This is a genomic window from Rosenbergiella australiborealis, assembly GCF_018494035.1.
GTDB classification, from domain to species: domain Bacteria; phylum Pseudomonadota; class Gammaproteobacteria; order Enterobacterales; family Enterobacteriaceae; genus Rosenbergiella; species Rosenbergiella australiborealis.
The window spans coordinates 1-18,080 of sequence record NZ_JABBFO010000022.1 but is presented as its reverse complement, the minus strand read 5'-3'; the positions used below and the strand labels follow the sequence as shown (position 1 = coordinate 18,080).

Genomic DNA, 18,080 nt, shown 5'->3' with positions numbered 1-18,080 from the left:
TTTCATAGAGATCTCCCCTGTTCAGATTACGAGAAAATTCTACTTATGAACACACCGGTTTTTCGGGGGGATTACCACATCACATACCACGATGTTAGGAAAATATACTATCGATACACTTATAAAATGGAATACCGCGATACTAATCGTGTGCGCTACGGGGATCTTACTACGATACCGTTATTCTCTTATATCTCTCTGGTACCGTTGAGTGCTTATAGGATCACCCGACAAAATTCTATGCATCAACCACGACCAATATCTTACTGTGATCTCAATAGTCAGAGAAAAAAGATAACTCGCCAACATTGTCTTTCCCTATCAGTCAATGAATTGAGTCGGTTTTCTTAAGTACATTCTATTTTTATAGTTTTGATGAATATCTCAGATAAATTTTAATATAAAATACTTACTCATCAGGATATACAGTGAAATCAATATATAAAAAATATTTTTTACTACTATTAATTATCATCTGCATTCTCTTTTATTATATTTTTATAGTAAATCATCGTCCAGTAGAGATAGTAGCCATACATCAAGACGAAAACTATAGCTTTGTCTTAGTAAAAAACTTCCCCATCAGTAAAAGTAATAAAATAGCATGGTGGATAGAAAATAAAGATTCACTCGCAAGACAATACGGAATTCCATTACCGGCACCTTATGGTGGTTTTTCCATAGTATTTTTCTCAATTTCTAAAGGTTATAAAGAAAAAGGGAAATATGATAGACTTTGCTTTATCGATATGAAACCACCTAAGAACTGTATTGATAAAGAAAAAATATTTTCAGTAACTTATAGCAAAAACAGAGGGACTATCTTCACTGTGAGTAGTGGAGAGTACAAAATAGAGAGTAATAATAAAATTAAGAAAGTGAATTGATAAATATTTCCCATGTAAGAAGCTATAGACTTGTATGATAATAATCATATATTAGTAAAGTCTTATTATTTCATCCTTGAACAAGGAATGTTCTCTATGCCCACACTCTCTTTTCCGATACTTATTTTCAAAACCCGAAATAAAAGGGATGATTACGGTGCTAGAGACATGCGCTATGGAGACCTTACTGCAGCGCAGTTGATCTCACAATACCGACTTAATTATGTCTCTGACATCGTTGATCCTTATACGCTCACTCGACGAAATTCTATGAACCAACCACAATCGATGTTCTGTTGTAATCTCCGTGGCCAGAGCGAAAAGATAACTCGGCAGCACTGTAGCGACCTATTATTCGATGAGTTCCGTAGGTTATCTCGCATATTCTCTTTTTACGGCCCCTATAAGCAGGTGATCGGGAAAATGATAACCCATATGCAATATAGTGATGGCAAACCCTTCACGGATAGATTGTTAGACAGGGCATTAGAGGAGCAGATATTAGGTGATAAATCATACGACAACAGTACACGTATTTTAATTACTAAAGCTATAGAAAGTAATATCAATTGGGAAAAATTAACTTACCCAATTGAAATGAAAAACGAATTAAGCAAAGCAGTATCGTTAGGTAAATTACCTAAATTCGATAGACTACAAGATCACTACAACGGTATGGGAATCAGTGTTCACGACACTTGGTCTACATATATCACGCTAAAATCGTTAAATATCAAACATAACCGATTTAGGGCAGAAATACACTACAACGTGCAGGATCACTTCGGACTCGATAATGACGATATAATGAACACTCGATTCAGCCAATTCCAATTTTTTCGTCTCTGGTTTGTTCTACAACGGTACGACCAATTTGGCTTCAAACTGTTTATGACCAATATGCACACCACGATTGAAATTTCCGGGAGCATATAATTGTGTCAATAAAAACAAAATTTATTTTTTCCATTATTATTACTCTTTCCGCTTTTTTATATTATCGAATAATGATTGATACAGCTCCTGTAGCAATCATTGCCATACACAATAATAATGGCTTTAGCTCAGTATTAGTGAGGAACTTTCCTTACTCTGATAAAAAAAGAATAAAATGGTGGCTAGACCACAAACAGTATTTAAAAGAAAATTATGGCATTCCTCAATCAGATACACAGGGATCATTCACAGTAATATTTTGGGATTTTGGTGATGGCTATAAAGAGACAGATGGCTACGACAGTCTTTGTTTTAGAGATGTCGTATTACCCAAAAACTGTATCGATAAAAACGCACTTCTTTCCGTAAAAAACGGGAAAAATTCTGGTTTAGAATTCTGGGTCGATAGCGGAATATACCGTATAACTCAAGACGGTTACTACAAGATGAGAAAATATCAGTGAATGAGATAAAGTATTGCTAAAGTAAGGCGAGTTATGAGGATATTGATCAATCTTTAAATCAATATCCTTGAGTTTGTTATTACTTGTTTCTACACCTGCCCTCGCAATAATACGCTACCACGAGGACGGCCTAATGGTTACGGATATTTTTTGATAAAAGCCTCAATAATTGCCGCGAGCTCTTCTGTCGCCTCCAATGGCAGTAAGTGTCCACATCCTTCGATCACCTCATACTCGTAAGGTGAAAACTGATGTAAGGTGGAGGCTAGCTGCTGTGGAAAACGAGGAACGTTATCGTCTTTTTCTCCCAACAGCAATAAAGCGGGAAGGGACACATTTGGGTAGCGATGCTCAAAATTTTCTTGGCTTGCCGTTTTTGCCCAATAAGGAAATGCGGCGGGATTTGCCCTAAGCACATCATTGATGATGCGCTGTAAAACAGCATCGGCGAGTGGCTTCTGATGAGATCCTGCAACAAATTTTTCGGCATGTTCTTGCGTTGCTTGCCACTCATATTGCATAGCAAATTGTTGATCGGTCATTGGTTGCGGGCACAAAGGTGAAGGAGCCGTTAATATGACACCAGCAACTTGTTCTGGCGTTTGAAGTGCCATAACAGCTGCTAACTTCCCAGTCATTGAGTGCCCAATTAACCAAGGCCTAACGACGATGCCTATATCGTTCAGTGTCTCTCTTACCCATTCTGCCTGTTGCATAATTCGAGCAGGAGATTGCGAGGCTGAGTCACCAAACCCAGGCATATCTAGCGAAATACAGTAATAGTGTTTAGACAGAGCCTCCATCACAGGGAGCCACGTATGTGCAGAGCCGCCTAAATAGTGCATAAAGACTAATGGTAGGTGTTGCGGATTTCCTTTCTGAATCGATGTTAATATCATCATAGCCTCAATAGAGTGAGTATTCTTACTCTAAACGTAATCGTTCTTTTGACTATCACCGATGTTTTATACAACAAGATGTGTCTTTTTTTCTCAATTCACTGAAATTCGTTAAGATTGACATGCTTTGTCATACTCTTTATGGCAATCCTGTCACTTGTTCTAAATCGACTGACATGCCATCACCTACACTGACTATTATTAAATGATGTTCATGTTTATCGAAGCTGTTAATCCATAATTAGGATTACTTTGGAGTTACTATGAAATTATTCGCTAATTGGAAAACGCTGTCTCTTTTATCGCTCTCAGCATTAATGATGAGCCAATCTGTTTTAGCGGATGGCCCAGGAGGCGGTCCTGGTGAAGGCCCCGGTGGTGGCTATGACGGTGGAGGTTCTCCTCAAGGTCAATATCGCCACAATAACAGCCCTCGGCACTTCGCTTATCAAGGACATAACTTTGATCGCGGCCGTCCAGTACCTGAAGATTTTCGCGGTCCCGACTATCGCGTTGACGATTGGCACGATCGCGGACTCCCTTCTCCACCGCCAGGCCAACACTGGGCCTATATTGATGGTAATTACCTACTGGTTGCCGCGACTACTGGGATTATTACGTCAATTATTCTTAATGGCATGCACCACTAGTAAACTCTACCTCAGGCTAGGCAGCCTGAATTAGGTAAAGGCTGTTAGATAAGATGGGAAAAAGATTTAGGGGTAAGGGAAATGAGAAAATATCGACCTCTATTTACAATCTTACTGATGCATTACAGCAGTAATAATTAATCGACCGATTTTCCTTTGTCAGAAACAAGCCCTCAGTATTAATATACTGAGGGCTTATAATTAGAAGTCGTAGCGTAAGCGCACGAGGTTCAGATCACCTTGCTTATCTGTCGTAGAGGTAAACACATGCTCATAATCGACACGGAAGCCATAATTCGCAAAGATTGCCACACCTACGCCATTATCAATACGTTGATAATTACGACCATTGACATACTCAAGACGATCTCCCATTGCATAAGGCATAATCGCTTTGATGCCCATTTGCTTAACAGGGAATTTATATCCAGCAAAATACTCCACACCCCAAGCGTCACCAGCAAAGTAGTGGTCAGTATTTCTCAGTTTTGTCTTCAGGAAGTTTTGATAGAACCCGGCGCCCGCAGAAACTGTCCAATTTCCTGGGGTCCAACCTAAAGACGTTCCCATAATATTTTGGTTATAATTTTTACTCTGTCCATTATGGTTGGAAACTTGCGCTTTAGTATAGTTCCACGCAGTCCCCCACGATAAATCTTTGGTCAGGTGATAATCAACACCCACTGAGCCAGCGCCTTTACGCTTATAAAACATTTTTTCGCTAGTGAAAATCGGATGATCACTGAAGAGATACGATGCATAAATATCGGCATTACCCACCGTACCTTTATACTTCAGCATTTTCCGAGAACGATAAGAACCATCATAGTCACCATTCACACCGTTACCCGGTGCTTGGGCTAACATGTCATCATCCCATGTATCCGTCTTCGCGCCGACCACATCATAGTAGACACTGTTTTGCTGACCGAACGTTAATTGACCATATTGTTGGCTTTTAAAACCGGTAAACCATTGACGACGAGTTGTATTGTTGGCTCCCGTCGCGTAATGATGGTCCCAGTTGAAGACTTTAGGGATATTGACGCCAAGCTCGTAGTAGTTAATCCAATTAATATCTTGTGTTAGTGCATAATCGACACTAAAGCGAAACCGCGTCCCGCCATCGAATCCGTTACGTCGAAAAGATTTATCATTGACACCCGTTATATGGTTAAACTGGGGACGAATACTACCGCCTACTTTAACATTCAAACGACTTAGTGGATCAGTTGCCTGTGGATCTTGTTTTAAAAGTGTAATTTCTGCCTGGCTGACCGCTGGTAATCCCATCAAACATAACGCCAAGATAGATGGCGAAAAAAGACGCGTTTTCATTAATTTAATTATCCTGTAATAAAAAAACTGAAATTGTCGAGCAGGATGATTATCACGACACTTTATGACAAAATTATGACCTAATGAGAAAATTCCTAATTAGTGCGCACCTATGTAGTGCAAGGTGACCTAATAAGTCTCAAAAATAGCCAAACTGAATCAATAATTACGAATTGAAAAATACCCCTACCCCGCTAACTCCCTTTATTTATTAGCTTTTATCTGAATTTTTTTATACCTAAAAGTTTTGGAATAGTTTTTGCTGATTAAGAAAAAAAACTATGGAAATACGCCGATGCAAAAAAATAATGATGAACCTCTGATTTATGGACTCAACGACCGATTACCTTTCATACCTGCTGTTTGTACCGCGGTCCAGCATATGTTAGCGAGTATTGTTGGTATTGTGACGCCCCCCTTAATTATTGGAAATGCTCTAGGACTCACCGACTGGTTACCCTATCTTATTAGTATGTCATTATTCGCTTCGGGTATAGGAACGGTCATACAAGCTGTCCGTTTCCGCAATATCGGCGCGGGAATGATCTGCTTACAGGGAACGAGCTTCGCTTTTCTCGGCGTCATTATTGCAGGCGGCCTATTACTCAAACAGCAAGGTGCTGACCCAGAGCAGATACTGGCTATGATCTTTGGTTGTACGCTCGTTTCTGCCATTATCCCATTGATTGTTAGCCAATTTATTCATACTTTCTCTCGCGTATTAACACCTCTAGTTACCGGTATTGTGATTGTGCTTATCGGGATTAGCCTAATTAAAGTCAGCATTAGTGATTGGGGAGGTGGATTTGGCGCACCTGATTTTGCAGCCCCTCATAATTTAGGACTAGGCCTTTTCACTCTTACCATTATCGTTTTAATGAATTGTAGCCGCCATCCTTGGTGCAAACTCTCCAGTATTATTGTCGGTATTGTTGCCGGAACCCTGTTCGCGATAACGTTAGGTAAGTTTCACCCACACTTTACTCATTCCCTATTGCCCGCTTTACCTATCCCTTTTCGTTTTGGAATAAATTTCTCGTGGTCTATGTTTATTCCTATTGCGCTAGTGTCATTGATTTCGATTATTGAAACAGTGGGTGATTTAACGGCTAACTGTATGCTATCGAAGCAACCTCTTGTCGGCCCAGATTTCCAGAAACGAATTCGTGGGGGCATCCTCGGTGACGGTGTGAGCTGTTTAGTGGCAGCTATCTTCTCTTCCTTCCCCAATACCACCTTTGCTCAAAACAACGGTGTGATTCAAATGACACAAGTCGCTAGTCGTTACGCCGGAATATGGATTGGTGGCTTATTTATTCTTTTAGGGCTGTTCCCACAATTTAGTCAACTCCTTGAACAGCTACCAAAGCCTGTACTGGGCGGTGCAACCTTAGTGATGTTTGGGAGCGTCGTCGCGGCAGGAATTCGTATTATGACCCGTGAAACGTTAGACAGCCGCAGTATGCTTATCATTGCACTCGCTTTCGGTATTGGATTAGGCATCGAATCGCAACCCGATTTTTTAAAAGCCATGCCCCAGTTCTTTCAAACTCTCTTTCAAAATGCCGTCACGAGCGGTGGTGCACTAGCCATATTACTCAATCTTATTTTACCTAAAACAAAGGATGTTAATCATGACTAACCGTGTATGGATCAAACAACCTTTAGCCTGCTTTGATGGCACTGAACAAATTGTGACTAACGGGATAGTTGTCGAAGCGGGAAAAATTATTGAGGTACTGGCGCCTCATCAATCTCCTTCGTCCCCTTGCGATACGATTTTTGACGCACGCCAACATGTCGTGCTTCCTGGACTCATTAATACCCATCACCATTTTTATCAAACCTTGACTCGTGCTTGGGGACCCGTTGTTAATCAACCACTATTTCCTTGGTTAAAAACACTCTACCCTATTTGGGCGAAGCTAACCCCAAAAGCGTTACGTCTTGGTAGTGAGGTCGCATTAGCTGAACTCCTGCTATCAGGATGTACAACCACCAGCGACCACCACTATCTTTTTCCTAATGGAATGGAAGACGCTATCGATATTCAAGTATCAGCAGTCAACCATCTCGGGATGCGTGCGACACTAAGTCGTGGTTCAATGAGTTTAGGCGAGAAATCAGGGGGATTACCCCCGGAACAGACAGTACAAGCGGCTGAGGTTATCTTGCAAGATAGCCTGCGTTTAATTGATCGTTACCATGATGCAGATGACGGCGCGATGATCAATATTGCGCTCGCGCCCTGCTCGCCTTTTTCGGTAACCCCAGAAATTATGCAAGAAAGCGCCAAAATGGCGAAAGAGAAAAATGTTCGACTGCATACCCATTTAGCTGAAACCTTAGACGAAGAGACTTTTTGCCTAGAACGTTTCGGCTTACGGACGGTTGACTACTTAGAATCTGTCGGTTGGTTAAATCATCGAACGTGGTTAGCACATGGTATTCATTTTAATGATGAAGAAATTGCACGTTTAGGGAAAGAAGGCGTTGCCATTAGCCATTGTCCAGTTTCTAATATGCGGCTTGCTTCGGGGATCTGCCGGACAAAAGAACTGTCTGATGCCGGCGCTATCATTAGTTTAGGTGTCGATGGTTCTGCCTCCAATGATGCTTCTAATATGATGTATGAAGCTCGGCAAGCACTTTATTTACAGCGATTACGCTACGGCACGCAAACGATTACGCCAGAAGTCGTCTTGGGTTGGGCAACACGAGGAGGAGCTAAAACATTAGGTCGGGGAGATATTGGGGAAATTAAGGTCGGTAAACAAGCGGATTTCGCATTATTCACATTAGAAGATATACGTTTTAGCGGGAGCCATGATCCTCTTGCTGCCTTACTGCTGTGTGGTGCTGAACGTGCCGATCGCGTGATGGTAGCTGGAAATTGGCGGGTAGTTAACGGTGAAATAGTCAACATGGATCTCCATGCACTACTTAATCAACATCGAACTGCCGCTAAAAAATTGGTCAATTTATAACAATAATTTTTTATTTAAGTCGGGAATAACATATGCACGCTTCAACATCATCGCTACAAAAAAAAATATTATCTGGTAAACATTATCGCCGTATTACAGGTTGTCTAATGTTAAGCGCTTTACTGCCGCTTTGCAGCTATGCTACGACCAGTGATGATTCTTCTGCCTCGACCCTTGAAGATGCTATTACGCAAGGTAAAGTCAGTGGCAGCCTCCGTTCAGTCTACTACTCAACACACAATGCCTATTTTGTTCAGGGGCTTAATCAAGATACCGTCAGTTACGGTGGCTTTTTAAAATATGAAACGGCACCTCTTGATGGATTTAATCTAGGTGTGAGTGGCATTTTTGTGCGCGGTATCGATCACGGCGCAGCAAGTCGGACAGTGACGGAGCTGGGTGATAACCAAACTAATATTGGTGAGGCGTGGTTACAATGGCGTCACGATGATTTTCGTATCACTGCAGGTAACCAACAGCTGAATACTCCCTTTTTAGGGAATTATGATTGGCGTATCACTCCTATTATTTATCAAGCTATTGATGCCCAATACGGCCATGACGAAGATTTTATTCGAGCAACCAAAGTCTTCCGTTACAAATCTTGGGGAACCGATCGTCAACAGCGTTATACCGCTTACAATACCGAAGATAAAACTAATGGTATGTGGTCATTAGGGGCAGGCCATCACTGGGATGTTAATGATGTTCATTTGAAAGGGGTCGCTTGGTATGAAAACTATAATGATTATAGCGATATTTTCTACACTGAAGGTCATGCCCAATGGAATCAAGCCCCTTTACAACCAGACTTAGGGCTACAATATATTCGCGGAACAGGAAATGGAAAAGACTTAGCTGGCCCAGTTAATAGCCAAAGTATCGGCTGGCAGCTCTCTTTAAACTTACTAAGCAGTCTAAACTGGAAAGTCGGCTATGACTACTTAGCGAATAACGCCAGCGGCTACAAATATCCATTGGTCACCCCATATTCTCATAACACGTCGTCAGGCCCTTATTTTGCACAGCCGTTCTTTACCAGTACTCAAGATTTAGGTAATGGTAATGCTTGGGCTACTAGCTTAAATTACAATGCTACGGAACAAGTAACTATTGGTTCTCGTTACTCATGGATGGATCTCAAGCCTGCGAGCAGCCATGGAAGTTTGCGTCAATCAGAGTACCTAATTTACGGTATTTACAGCTTTGATGGCGCATTAAAAGGTCTCAGTCTCACGGACTTTGTCGGTGTTCAAACATCTCCGATGTATGCCAAAAATTTCTGGCAGAACCGCGTTGCGCTGCAATACGATTTTTAATACCTACCGGGTGCCCAAGTGGGCACCCATATCATCGCCTCTTTGATCTTTCGCACTAATTTTGAACAATTTATTTGAATAAAAAGAACAAAACTATTAACTATCCGTAATTCAATAAATAAGCCATGCTTAATTAACTTAACTTTATTGAGGATAGAAAAATAATGAAAAAAATAACATCACTCCTGTTACCTCTCGTCGCATCAGGCGTTTTATATAGTGCGGCATCACAAGCAGCAGTCGTCGATTATCAGCTTGATTCTCCCCATACGTCTATCGTGGTCAGTTGGGATCACTTTGGTTTTTCACACCCTACTGCCGTAATTCCTGGTGCAACTGGCGTGATTAAGTTTGATCCACAGCATCCAGCTGGGTCTTCAGTTAACGTGTCTATTCCTGTAAGTAATATCGATACTCACGTTCCAGCACTGACCAAAGAATTTCAAGGAAGTGACTATTTTGATACTGCAAAATATTCCACTGCAACCTTTACTAGTACAAAAGTCATCTCACGCGGTGAACATCGCTATGATGTCGAAGGTAATTTAACGCTGAAAGGGGTCACAAAGCCGGTAACCTTGCATGCAACCCTGAATAAGATCGGTGAGCAAGCAATGGTGAAAAAACAAGCGGTCGGATTTAATGCTACAGGTACGTTACAACGCTCAGCCTTTGGTATTGATAAATATGTTCCTGCGGTAAGTGATGCCATCACCCTGACAATTTCTACTGAAGCCTACGCTCAATAGTGCTATCGCCGTTCCCAATAAATATGTTTATTGGGAACAATTTGTTTCTACCTCTATCCCAAATAAAAATTTGTATTATCCTTAGTGTCATTCGTTGACTGAAACATTAAGGACAATTTGTGGCGTATTACGAATTCACCTTCCTCAAACTTTTAATCGGCTTTTGTGTATTAATTGCTCACCTCAATATTACTGGAAAAACGCAACTTTCACAGATGACACCTATCGATTTCATTGGCAACTTTGTGCTAGGTGGAATCATCGGTGGTGTCATTTACAGTGATACAATTCCGCTCCAACAATACGTTATTTTATTACTGCTTGGCGTCTTACTCATTAGTGCCTTGAATTTCGCAAGTAAGCACATATCGATGATACGTACCATCACGATCGGAGACCCTATTCCGATTATGAAAAATGGAAATTTTATCCTTGATAATATTTTAAAAAGCCGTAATAAACTCGACATTGTAAGCCTTACCTCCCAGCTACACTCAATGGGGATCAACTCTTTTGAGGAGGTAAGGTATGCACAAGTCGAGCCCGGTGGACAACTGAGTGTCATCACTAAAGAAGCAAGTATGTTTTCAGTTTTACTGATAAAAGCCGGTGAAATTAGGCAACATGGCTTGGAAATTATTGCAAAAGATGAAGAGTGGCTAAGAACAAAGTTACAGGACAGTAACTTTTCACTAGAGGATATCTTTTTAGGTGAATTTTGGAAAAGTGAACTAGTGTTGCATCTCTATGATGGCTCCAAAAAGAGTATTTAAAATAGAGAGGCAAAGGCCTGTTTAAAACGTTTAATGAAGGCGCAGTAGAAATGAAAAATAAGCTACTATTTCCCCTTGTAGGCCTAGGTTCCGTCATGCTGTTAGCCGCGTGTCAAAACCTAACGCCCCCTAAGGGAATTAAACCAGTTACTGGCTTTACTATCCAAAAATACCAAGGGAAATGGTTTGAAGTCGCAAGACTGGAGAATCGTTTTGAAAAAGGATTAACCCATGTTACTGCAACCTATCAACTACAACAAGATGGTACAGTAACCGTCATTAATCGGGGCTTTAATCCTAAAAAAGGCCAATGGTCAGAGAGTGTAGGAAAAGCTAAATTTACCGGTAGCCAAGATCGTGCGGCATTGAAAGTCTCTTTCTTCGGGCCCTTTTACGCGAGTTATAACGTGATTGCCTTGGATGATGACTACCAAACAGCATTGGTCTGCGGCCCAGACAGAAGCTATTTATGGATACTTTCCCGCCAGCCTCATTTAACGCCGGCAAAGCGCCAAATGCTATTAACTAAAGCAAAGCAGGCGGGGTTTGCGATTGACCAGTTACTTTGGACCGATCAGGAGTAAGCAAATAAAGCCGGTGCACCACCCGTATGAACAAACAACAGTGCGCCATCTTGTGCGAACCGTTGAGTGGTGATGCCGGTTAAAAGCCCAGCCATTGCTTTAGCAGTATAAACGGGGTCAAGGAAGATCCCCTCCAGCTGTGCCAGTAAATTCAGTGCATCATTTCCGGTATCGTTGGTATAGCCGTAACCCGGTTTATAGAAATCATCCCAAAGCTCGACTGGCTGTTTCAGTGATACACCGAGAGTCTTAGCGACATCTTGACGTAACGCTTCCACAAGAGGCTTTTGCTGAACAACACTTCTTGATACCGTAACGCCCACTAGAGAAACGTTCGGGAGATAGTGCTCTAAGCCCACCGATAAACCGGCATGTGTTCCACCGCTCCCAGACGCCACCACGACCGAAGCTAAATCGGGAATATCTGCAACTTGATGTGCAATTTCTTGCGCGCAACCAATATACCCTAAACACCCTAACACATTAGAGCCCCCTACCGGCACGATATAGGGACGGAATCCTTGGGCCTGAAGTAAGTCAGCTTGTGCAATTAACTGTTCAGCAAGAGAAGTATCGAGATGAGCGGGGACTATATTCACCCCTAATAAGTCTAACAATAAACGGTTACCATTTTGCTGGTAGTTATCGCTCGCATCCTGTAAGGGATTTTCTAAAATCGCCATACATTTAAGTCCGAGCTTAGCGGCTACTGCCGCAGTTTGTCGCACATGATTAGATTGTATTGCGCCGGCCGTTAACAATACATCTGCTCCTTCTTGCAGCGCTTCGGCTGCAAGAAACTCTAATTTACGCAGTTTATTTCCCCCTAGTCCTAGGGGCGTTAGATCATCACGTTTAATATAAATATCGCGTTCTGCATAGTCGGAAAGTCTTGGTAAATATTCAATCGGTGTTGGCGCACCAACCAACTCTATTTTTGGAAAATTATCTAATAACATTATGCTTATCTCCTCGCTTAATGCGCCTGATCCCAGTTATCACCAACACCCGTATCGACTTGTAAAGGGATGGCGAGCGTGACACAGTTTTCCATAATTTCACGGATTTTCTGGGTCGCGATATCGATCAAGTCTTGATGAACTTCAAATACCAATTCATCGTGTACTTGCATGATCATCTTGATTCTGCTCGGATCTTGACTCGCCAGCCAGTGATCGACACCGATCATCGCTCGTTTAATAATGTCCGCTGCCGTTCCTTGCATGGGAGCATTGATAGCAGCCCGTTCAGCGGCCTTTCGACGAATAGCATTACTTGCCTTAATATCGGGTAGGTAAAGACGACGGCCTTCGATCGTTTCGACATACCCTGTTTCTGCTGCACGTTGGCGCGTGGTTTCCATATAGGTAAGCACACCTGGGTAGCGCTCAAAATAGAGATCCATATACTTTTTCGCTTCACCAGGTGCAATACCTAGCTGACGAGATAAGCCGAATGAACTCATCCCATAAATTAAGCCAAAGTTAATTGCTTTTGCGCTACGGCGTTGCTCGCCGGTAACCTTTTCTAAGGCGATACCAAAAACTTCCGATGCTGTAGCCCGATGGATATCTTCCCCCTTAGCAAACGCATCGAGTAGTCCCTTATCTTTGGAAAGATGGGCCATAATACGCAGTTCGATTTGTGAGTAGTCGGCGGCTAAAATCTTATGCTCTGGTCCAGCAATAAACGCTTGGCGAATACGACGCCCCTCGTCGTTGCGGACTGGGATATTTTGTAAGTTCGGATCGGTGGATGACAGTCTACCTGTTGCCGTGACTGCTTGATGATATGACGTGTGTAGTCGACCGGTAACTGGGCTTATCATTAATGGCAGTTTATCAGTATAGGTCGATTTTAATTTCGACAGTCCACGATGTTCTAAGATCACTTTAGGTAACGGATAATCCAACGCTAATTCTGCCAGGACTTCTTCACTGGTAGAGGGAGCCCCTCCAGGCGTTTTCTTCGTCGGCTTGATACCCTGTTTTTCAAATAAAATCGTTTGGAGTTGTTTAGGTGAAGAGAGATTAAAACTTTCCCCCGCCAACTCATGGGCTTTCTTCTCAAGTTCATCTAATCGTTGGGCAAGTTCTTGAGAGTGTGCAGAAAGGATCAGCGGTTCAATCAGCACACCATTACGCTCTATTTTTGAAATTACCGAAACAAGCGGCATTTCAATTTCTTCAAAAATGGTTTTTGGGCCGGCTTCTTGTTCTAATAAAGGCCAAATTTTCTGATGAAGTTGCAGAGTGACATCCGCATCTTCAGCCGCATATTGAGCAGCCTGATCCAGTGAGATTTGGTTAAACGTTAATTGTTTCTTGCCCTTACCTGCAATATCTTCAAACGTAATTGTCTTATGACCTAACCACCGCTGAGCGAGGCTATCCATATCATGCTTACCGGCAACACTGTTATAGAGATAGGATTCGAGCATTGTATCAAAGCGAATTCCCTTTAGTTCTATATCATAATTGAGCAATACACCCCGATCATATTTTAGATTTTGACCCACTTTTGCCAAATGTTCATCTTCTAACAACGGTTTAAACTGTGCTAAAACTTGATCACGGTTTAATTGTTCTGGCGTATCTAAATAATCATGGCCCACCGGTAAATATGCGGCATCTCCCGCAGCAGTAGCAAATGAAAGACCAACGATCTCTGCAGATTGAGAGTCCAGAGAGGTCGTTTCTAAATCAAATGAGAAAAGCTCGCTTTGCTGTAGTTTCTCTAACCACTCAGCCAATTGATGTTGCTGTAAAATAATTTGGTAATTCTCTGCCGATAAGTTGACGGCGGGTGATGAAGGGATCTCAGCAGTGACGGTCGTTTCAACTGACGTAGTAGGCTTGCCACTTAACCAAATATTTTTTTCAATATCGCTTAACCAACGTTTAAACTCGTAGCGAGCAAATAAGTCGAGTAATAAACCTTGGTCTAAGGGCTGAACTGTTAACTGTTCACAGGTCAAATCAAGTTCAACATCGGTTTTTATCGTCGCTAATTGATAAGAAAGCATCGCCATCTCTTGATGCTCTGCCAGCTTTTTACCCATCGTTTTCGCTCCCCGAAAACTGAGCGTCGCAACATTATCCAGATCTTGGTAGATAGTCTGCAAACTTCCTAATCCCTGTAGGAGCGCTTGCGCCGTTTTTTCACCGACACCTGGAACACCTGGGATGTTATCGGAAGAATCCCCCATCAACGCAAGATAGTCGATGATTAATTCAGGAGGAATACCGTACTTTTCAGTCACTTCTTCAGGACCAAGAATTGTATTATTCATGGTATTGATGAGGGTAATATGTTGGCTAACTAACTGAGCCATATCTTTATCACCAGTACTGATTAGTACGTCTCGGCCTTGGCTCTCCGCTTGGCGTGCGATCGTACCGATGACATCATCTGCCTCAACACCAGAAACGGCTAATAAAGGAAGCCCCATCGCTTTGATCATCTGATGCAAAGGTTCTATTTGCGATCTTAAGTCATCCGGCATCGGTGGGCGATGTGATTTATAGTCAGCAAACAACTCATCCCGAAACGTTTTTCCTTTCGCATCAAAGACAACAGCTACATGGCTAGGTTGATATTGCAGTAATAAGCTACGCAACATATTTAATACACCATACATCGCTCCAGTCGGTTCACCCGCACCATTTGTCAGGGGAGGAAACGCGTGGAATGCGCGGTAAAGATAAGAGGAGCCATCTACAAGGATCAGCGGGTTTTGTGCGATTTGAGCCATAGGTATTCATTTCTGCGTTGGGCCGTGGATAAGCGTTAGCATGCCACAGAGTGGGATAAATGTTGATCATGATACTGACTTGTCTGATCACACAAGAGTAAAGTTAAGATCCTGTGGATAACTCTGTGGATCTATTTATTACGTTAATTACAACTTACCTGAAACAAACTGTTCATTCATTTAAAATACATTTAAAACAGTCAGTTAAATTAGTTTTTATTTCTCGATTTACACTGTAATAGCGTTATGCTTCTGTGAATAAAAGGATCTTCCCTACCTGGTTTGATTAATAAGCCTCTACATCACAAGGTATCTAGAGGCTTATCGCTTATTTATTTAACAAAAATTTTGTAACGTTAACGTAATCAGCTGCAAAATTTGCTAAAGAGCTAGTATCAAGGCCGGAATTATTAATTTGATATTTACCATCGACAAATAACGCAGGTACACCATTAATGTTGAAATCTACCGCTGCTTTCTCTTGCTGACTCATTAGAGCCTTAACCGCAAAGCTATTCCAGGCTGCATCATAAGCTTCAGAAGTGATCCCAGCTGCGTTGATAAAAACTGCCTTCAAACTTGCTTGGTCTTTAATGGTTTGAGACTTTTGTATACCATCAAAAATAGGATCCATAACTTTATCTTCAACACCTAGTGCGATGGCAACCGCCCAAGCATGAGTTAAGATTGGACCATAATCGCCACCGAGAAAATCCACATGATAGCGAACCAGTTTGACATTAGAAGGTAAGCCTTGCTCTACTGCCTGATTAATTTTGTAAGTACGTTCAAAATCGTAGCAGTGTGGGCAGAAAAAGGAGAAAAATTCGACCACTTTTGGAGCACCATTGACCGGTTTTTCTACGGCTACATATTGTTTACCTTCAGTAAAAGTTGCGGCAGAAGCCCCAAAGGCAAGCATAGCTCCAAAGAGAGCAAATAATACTTTTTTCATTTCTGACTTATCTCCAAGTTATCAATTCAAAATTGCGACAACACTAATGATGGTGGCGATTGTAATAACGCAATTTGCGTTCTCATCTGGGTAATCTGTCGATGCCAAAAATCGACCTCTTTAAACCAAGGAAAAGCTTTAGGAAAAGCAGGATCTTGCCAGCGTCTAACTACCCAAGCTAGATAATAAACCATGCGCATAGCGCGTAAAGGCTCAATCAGTGACAATTCATTAACGTTGAATTCAGTTAACTCAGTGTAGCATTCTAGCAGAATATCCCACTGTACTCGCTGTTCATTCAGATCACCGGTGACCAACATCCATAAATCCTGTACAGCAGGCCCATTACGCGCATCATCTAAATCAACAAATAATGGTCCTTCACGCCACAATATATTACCAGGATGGCAATCACCGTGTAACCGCAAAGAATCCCAGTTTGTATGCCAGACCGTAGAAAGCTGATCACCAAGTTCTTTAAGTACTGCAACAAAATTCGCTTTCAACGCAGTCGGCACTAAAGGACTTTCACTCAACAAGTTGAAAGGTTGATAGAAATATTCTTCAAGACCCAAAGTCGGCCTATATTGGAACTGGCTTCGTCGGCCAACTTGGTGAATACGCGCTAAGGTTTGTGCAGCCTGTTCAAGATGTTCATAATTATCAATTTCGTATTGGCGCCCTCCCATACTGGGAAAGATCGCGAACCATATTCCCTGAGTTTGCTGTAACGTAGAGCTGTTATAAGAAAGAGGAGCAGCAACTGAAATACCGGCTTCAGCCAACTCTAGCGTGAAGTGATGTTCTTCACTCAATTGCTCTTTCGACCAACGCTGTGGACGATAATATTTAGCCACATAACGATGTCGGTCTTCATCACTTAATTGCCAAACACGATTTTCATAGCTATTAAGTGGAGTGAGTCCCGAGTCTACACGTATGCCCGTGTTCCATAACGAGTCAACAACGGTTTCAGGATCGAGAGTTTGGAAATCAAAGCTCGGTTCAGTCATAATCTCTGCAATAATATAAGAAACTGAGCAGCAGGATACCATCAACACTTCCTAGCAGCCCGACTATTTGAGCGAATCATGAAAATCAAGGTAGTTCTATGATCAGTGGTATTATTTTGGCCGGTGGTGCTGGAACAAGAATGAAAGGCAGGGATAAAGGCCTAGAAGTCTGGCATGGCAAAGCCTTAATCGACCATGTTATTGAAGGTTTTTTACCGCAAGTGACCACTCTGCATATCAACGCTAACCGGAACCACTCGTGTTATCAACGCAGAGGGTATCCAGTGATTGAAGATAGATCCAAACAATTACTGGGTCCATTAGCCGGTATTGCTGTTGGTCTTGAGGTCATTCAATCACCTTGGCTTGCCGTTGCTCCTTGTGATAGCCCAATTTTTCCACACAATTACGTACAACGACTCTATCATTTTGCCCAGGAAAAGCAGCTTTCTCTTACTTGGGTATCTCAAAATGGCCGCGATCATCCCCTTTTTTGCCTCATTAATGGAAAATTAAGAGAGGCATTAAACGATTTTCTTTATTCTCAAGAAAGACGGCGAGTATTAGATTTCTTTAACGATCACGGTACGGCTCTAATGTTTAGCGAAAAACTTCCCTCTTTTGCTAATTTTAATGATGAGTCGTCGTTGAAATAAAACTTTCCAATGCAAAAAGGCCATCCGTAAGGATGGCCTCAGATTGCTGACAAAGTCCTGGCCTCTTGGCCAGGACTTTGATCTAATAGGGTTAGGCTAATTAATGAGCTAACACC

Annotated in this window: 17 protein-coding genes; 11 read left to right on the top strand and 6 right to left on the bottom strand. The window is 42.0% G+C overall.

What is annotated here, in order from left to right; all coding sequences use genetic code 11:
• The first annotated feature begins 428 nt into the window (after positions 1 to 428).
• The 3 genes from HGT73_RS14290 to HGT73_RS14280 all read left to right on the top strand — a co-directional run bounded on the left by HGT73_RS14290 (position 429) and on the right by HGT73_RS14280 (position 2,287).
• Positions 429 to 887 (top strand): DUF943 family protein, encoded by a 459-nt coding sequence (locus HGT73_RS14290; protein ID WP_214215928.1) that lies wholly within the window; start codon positions 429 to 431, stop codon positions 885 to 887.
• Between the two features lie 87 nt (positions 888 to 974).
• The gene (locus HGT73_RS14285) at positions 975 to 1,823 is read left to right on the top strand and encodes a YPO3983 family protein (RefSeq protein ID WP_338111629.1); all 849 of its coding nucleotides are present in this window, start codon (positions 975 to 977) and stop codon (positions 1,821 to 1,823) included.
• Positions 1,824 to 1,825: 2 nt separating this feature from the next.
• Positions 1,826 to 2,287, top strand: a complete 462-nt coding sequence (locus HGT73_RS14280; protein WP_338111628.1) for a DUF943 family protein — start codon at positions 1,826 to 1,828, stop codon at positions 2,285 to 2,287.
• Between the two features lie 137 nt (positions 2,288 to 2,424).
• On the opposite strand, the gene HGT73_RS14275 is transcribed toward HGT73_RS14280, so the two are convergent.
• Positions 2,425 to 3,189 carry an alpha/beta fold hydrolase gene (locus tag HGT73_RS14275; RefSeq protein WP_214215926.1) on the bottom strand — a complete coding sequence of 255 codons (765 nt, stop codon included), beginning with the start codon at positions 3,187 to 3,189 and terminating at the stop codon, positions 2,425 to 2,427.
• A 260-nt stretch (positions 3,190 to 3,449) separates the two neighbouring features.
• Here HGT73_RS14275 and HGT73_RS14270 point away from each other — a divergent pair, with 260 nt between their 5' ends.
• Positions 3,450 to 3,836, top strand: coding sequence for an RcnB family protein (locus HGT73_RS14270; protein ID WP_214215925.1), 387 nt, complete (start codon positions 3,450 to 3,452; stop codon positions 3,834 to 3,836).
• 201 nt (positions 3,837 to 4,037) lie between these two features.
• Here HGT73_RS14270 and HGT73_RS14265 read toward each other — a convergent pair whose 3' ends face one another.
• Positions 4,038 to 5,174, bottom strand: a complete 1,137-nt coding sequence (locus tag HGT73_RS14265; protein ID WP_214215924.1) for a porin — start codon at positions 5,172 to 5,174, stop codon at positions 4,038 to 4,040.
• A gap of 295 nt (positions 5,175 to 5,469) precedes the next feature.
• Between HGT73_RS14265 and HGT73_RS14260 the strand changes: the two genes are divergently transcribed.
• The 6 genes from HGT73_RS14260 to HGT73_RS14235 all read left to right on the top strand — a co-directional run bounded on the left by HGT73_RS14260 (position 5,470) and on the right by HGT73_RS14235 (position 11,586).
• Complete coding sequence (locus tag HGT73_RS14260) at positions 5,470 to 6,816, top strand: nucleobase:cation symporter-2 family protein (RefSeq protein WP_214215923.1); 1,347 nt, start codon at positions 5,470 to 5,472, stop codon at positions 6,814 to 6,816.
• Positions 6,809 to 8,161: an 8-oxoguanine deaminase gene (locus tag HGT73_RS14255; protein ID WP_214215922.1), complete on the top strand. Its 1,353-nt coding sequence runs from the start codon at positions 6,809 to 6,811 to the stop codon at positions 8,159 to 8,161. The genes HGT73_RS14260 and HGT73_RS14255 overlap by 8 nt, the downstream gene beginning before the upstream one ends.
• A gap of 32 nt (positions 8,162 to 8,193) precedes the next feature.
• The gene (locus HGT73_RS14250) at positions 8,194 to 9,480 is read left to right on the top strand and encodes a TonB-dependent receptor (protein WP_214215921.1); all 1,287 of its coding nucleotides are present in this window, start codon (positions 8,194 to 8,196) and stop codon (positions 9,478 to 9,480) included.
• A gap of 164 nt (positions 9,481 to 9,644) precedes the next feature.
• On the top strand, positions 9,645 to 10,229 hold the full coding sequence (locus HGT73_RS14245) for a YceI family protein (RefSeq protein WP_214215920.1): 585 nt from the start codon (positions 9,645 to 9,647) through the stop codon (positions 10,227 to 10,229).
• Between the two features lie 119 nt (positions 10,230 to 10,348).
• Positions 10,349 to 11,002: a DUF421 domain-containing protein gene (locus HGT73_RS14240; protein ID WP_241608124.1), complete on the top strand. Its 654-nt coding sequence runs from the start codon at positions 10,349 to 10,351 to the stop codon at positions 11,000 to 11,002.
• A gap of 50 nt (positions 11,003 to 11,052) precedes the next feature.
• Positions 11,053 to 11,586, top strand: coding sequence for a lipocalin family protein (locus HGT73_RS14235; RefSeq protein WP_214215919.1), 534 nt, complete (start codon positions 11,053 to 11,055; stop codon positions 11,584 to 11,586).
• On the opposite strand, the gene HGT73_RS14230 is transcribed toward HGT73_RS14235, so the two are convergent.
• The 4 genes from HGT73_RS14230 to HGT73_RS14215 all read right to left on the bottom strand — a co-directional run bounded on the left by HGT73_RS14230 (position 11,577) and on the right by HGT73_RS14215 (position 17,308).
• On the bottom strand, positions 11,577 to 12,554 hold the full coding sequence (locus HGT73_RS14230; RefSeq protein ID WP_214215929.1) for a D-cysteine desulfhydrase: 978 nt from the start codon (positions 12,552 to 12,554) through the stop codon (positions 11,577 to 11,579). The two genes, HGT73_RS14235 and HGT73_RS14230, sit on opposite strands and share 10 nt — an antisense overlap.
• Positions 12,555 to 12,562: 8 nt before the next feature.
• Positions 12,563 to 15,340: a DNA polymerase I gene (gene polA / locus HGT73_RS14225; RefSeq protein ID WP_214215918.1), complete on the bottom strand. Its 2,778-nt coding sequence runs from the start codon at positions 15,338 to 15,340 to the stop codon at positions 12,563 to 12,565.
• A 328-nt stretch (positions 15,341 to 15,668) separates the two neighbouring features.
• Positions 15,669 to 16,295: a thiol:disulfide interchange protein DsbA gene (dsbA, locus tag HGT73_RS14220; RefSeq protein WP_214215917.1), complete on the bottom strand. Its 627-nt coding sequence runs from the start codon at positions 16,293 to 16,295 to the stop codon at positions 15,669 to 15,671.
• A gap of 26 nt (positions 16,296 to 16,321) precedes the next feature.
• Entirely contained in the window at positions 16,322 to 17,308 is a 987-nt protein-coding gene (locus HGT73_RS14215) for a serine/threonine protein kinase (protein ID WP_214215916.1), read from the bottom strand.
• A gap of 98 nt (positions 17,309 to 17,406) precedes the next feature.
• On the opposite strand from HGT73_RS14215, the gene mobA reads away from it, so the two are divergent.
• Positions 17,407 to 17,964 carry a molybdenum cofactor guanylyltransferase MobA gene (gene mobA / locus HGT73_RS14210; protein WP_214215915.1) on the top strand — a complete coding sequence of 186 codons (558 nt, stop codon included), beginning with the start codon at positions 17,407 to 17,409 and terminating at the stop codon, positions 17,962 to 17,964.
• The last annotated feature ends 116 nt before the right edge of the window (positions 17,965 to 18,080 follow it).

Excerpts from the sequence above, each read along its gene's own strand:
- polA (WP_214215918.1), bottom strand. The coding sequence starts at position 15,340 with ATGGCTCAAATCGCACAAAACCCGCTGATCCTTGTAGATGGCTCCTCT.
- dsbA (WP_214215917.1), bottom strand. The coding sequence starts at position 16,295 with ATGAAAAAAGTATTATTTGCTCTCTTTGGAGCTATGCTTGCCTTTGGG.
- HGT73_RS14275 (WP_214215926.1), bottom strand. The coding sequence starts at position 3,189 with ATGATGATATTAACATCGATTCAGAAAGGAAATCCGCAACACCTACCA.
- mobA (WP_214215915.1), top strand. The coding sequence starts at position 17,407 with ATGATCAGTGGTATTATTTTGGCCGGTGGTGCTGGAACAAGAATGAAA.
- HGT73_RS14215 (WP_214215916.1), bottom strand. The coding sequence starts at position 17,308 with ATGACTGAACCGAGCTTTGATTTCCAAACTCTCGATCCTGAAACCGTT.
- HGT73_RS14285 (WP_338111629.1), top strand. The coding sequence starts at position 975 with ATGTTCTCTATGCCCACACTCTCTTTTCCGATACTTATTTTCAAAACC.
- HGT73_RS14260 (WP_214215923.1), top strand. The coding sequence starts at position 5,470 with ATGCAAAAAAATAATGATGAACCTCTGATTTATGGACTCAACGACCGA.
- HGT73_RS14255 (WP_214215922.1), top strand. The coding sequence starts at position 6,809 with ATGACTAACCGTGTATGGATCAAACAACCTTTAGCCTGCTTTGATGGC.
- HGT73_RS14270 (WP_214215925.1), top strand. The coding sequence starts at position 3,450 with ATGAAATTATTCGCTAATTGGAAAACGCTGTCTCTTTTATCGCTCTCA.
- HGT73_RS14265 (WP_214215924.1), bottom strand. The coding sequence starts at position 5,174 with ATGAAAACGCGTCTTTTTTCGCCATCTATCTTGGCGTTATGTTTGATG.
- HGT73_RS14250 (WP_214215921.1), top strand. The coding sequence starts at position 8,194 with ATGCACGCTTCAACATCATCGCTACAAAAAAAAATATTATCTGGTAAA.
- HGT73_RS14235 (WP_214215919.1), top strand. The coding sequence starts at position 11,053 with ATGAAAAATAAGCTACTATTTCCCCTTGTAGGCCTAGGTTCCGTCATG.
- HGT73_RS14245 (WP_214215920.1), top strand. The coding sequence starts at position 9,645 with ATGAAAAAAATAACATCACTCCTGTTACCTCTCGTCGCATCAGGCGTT.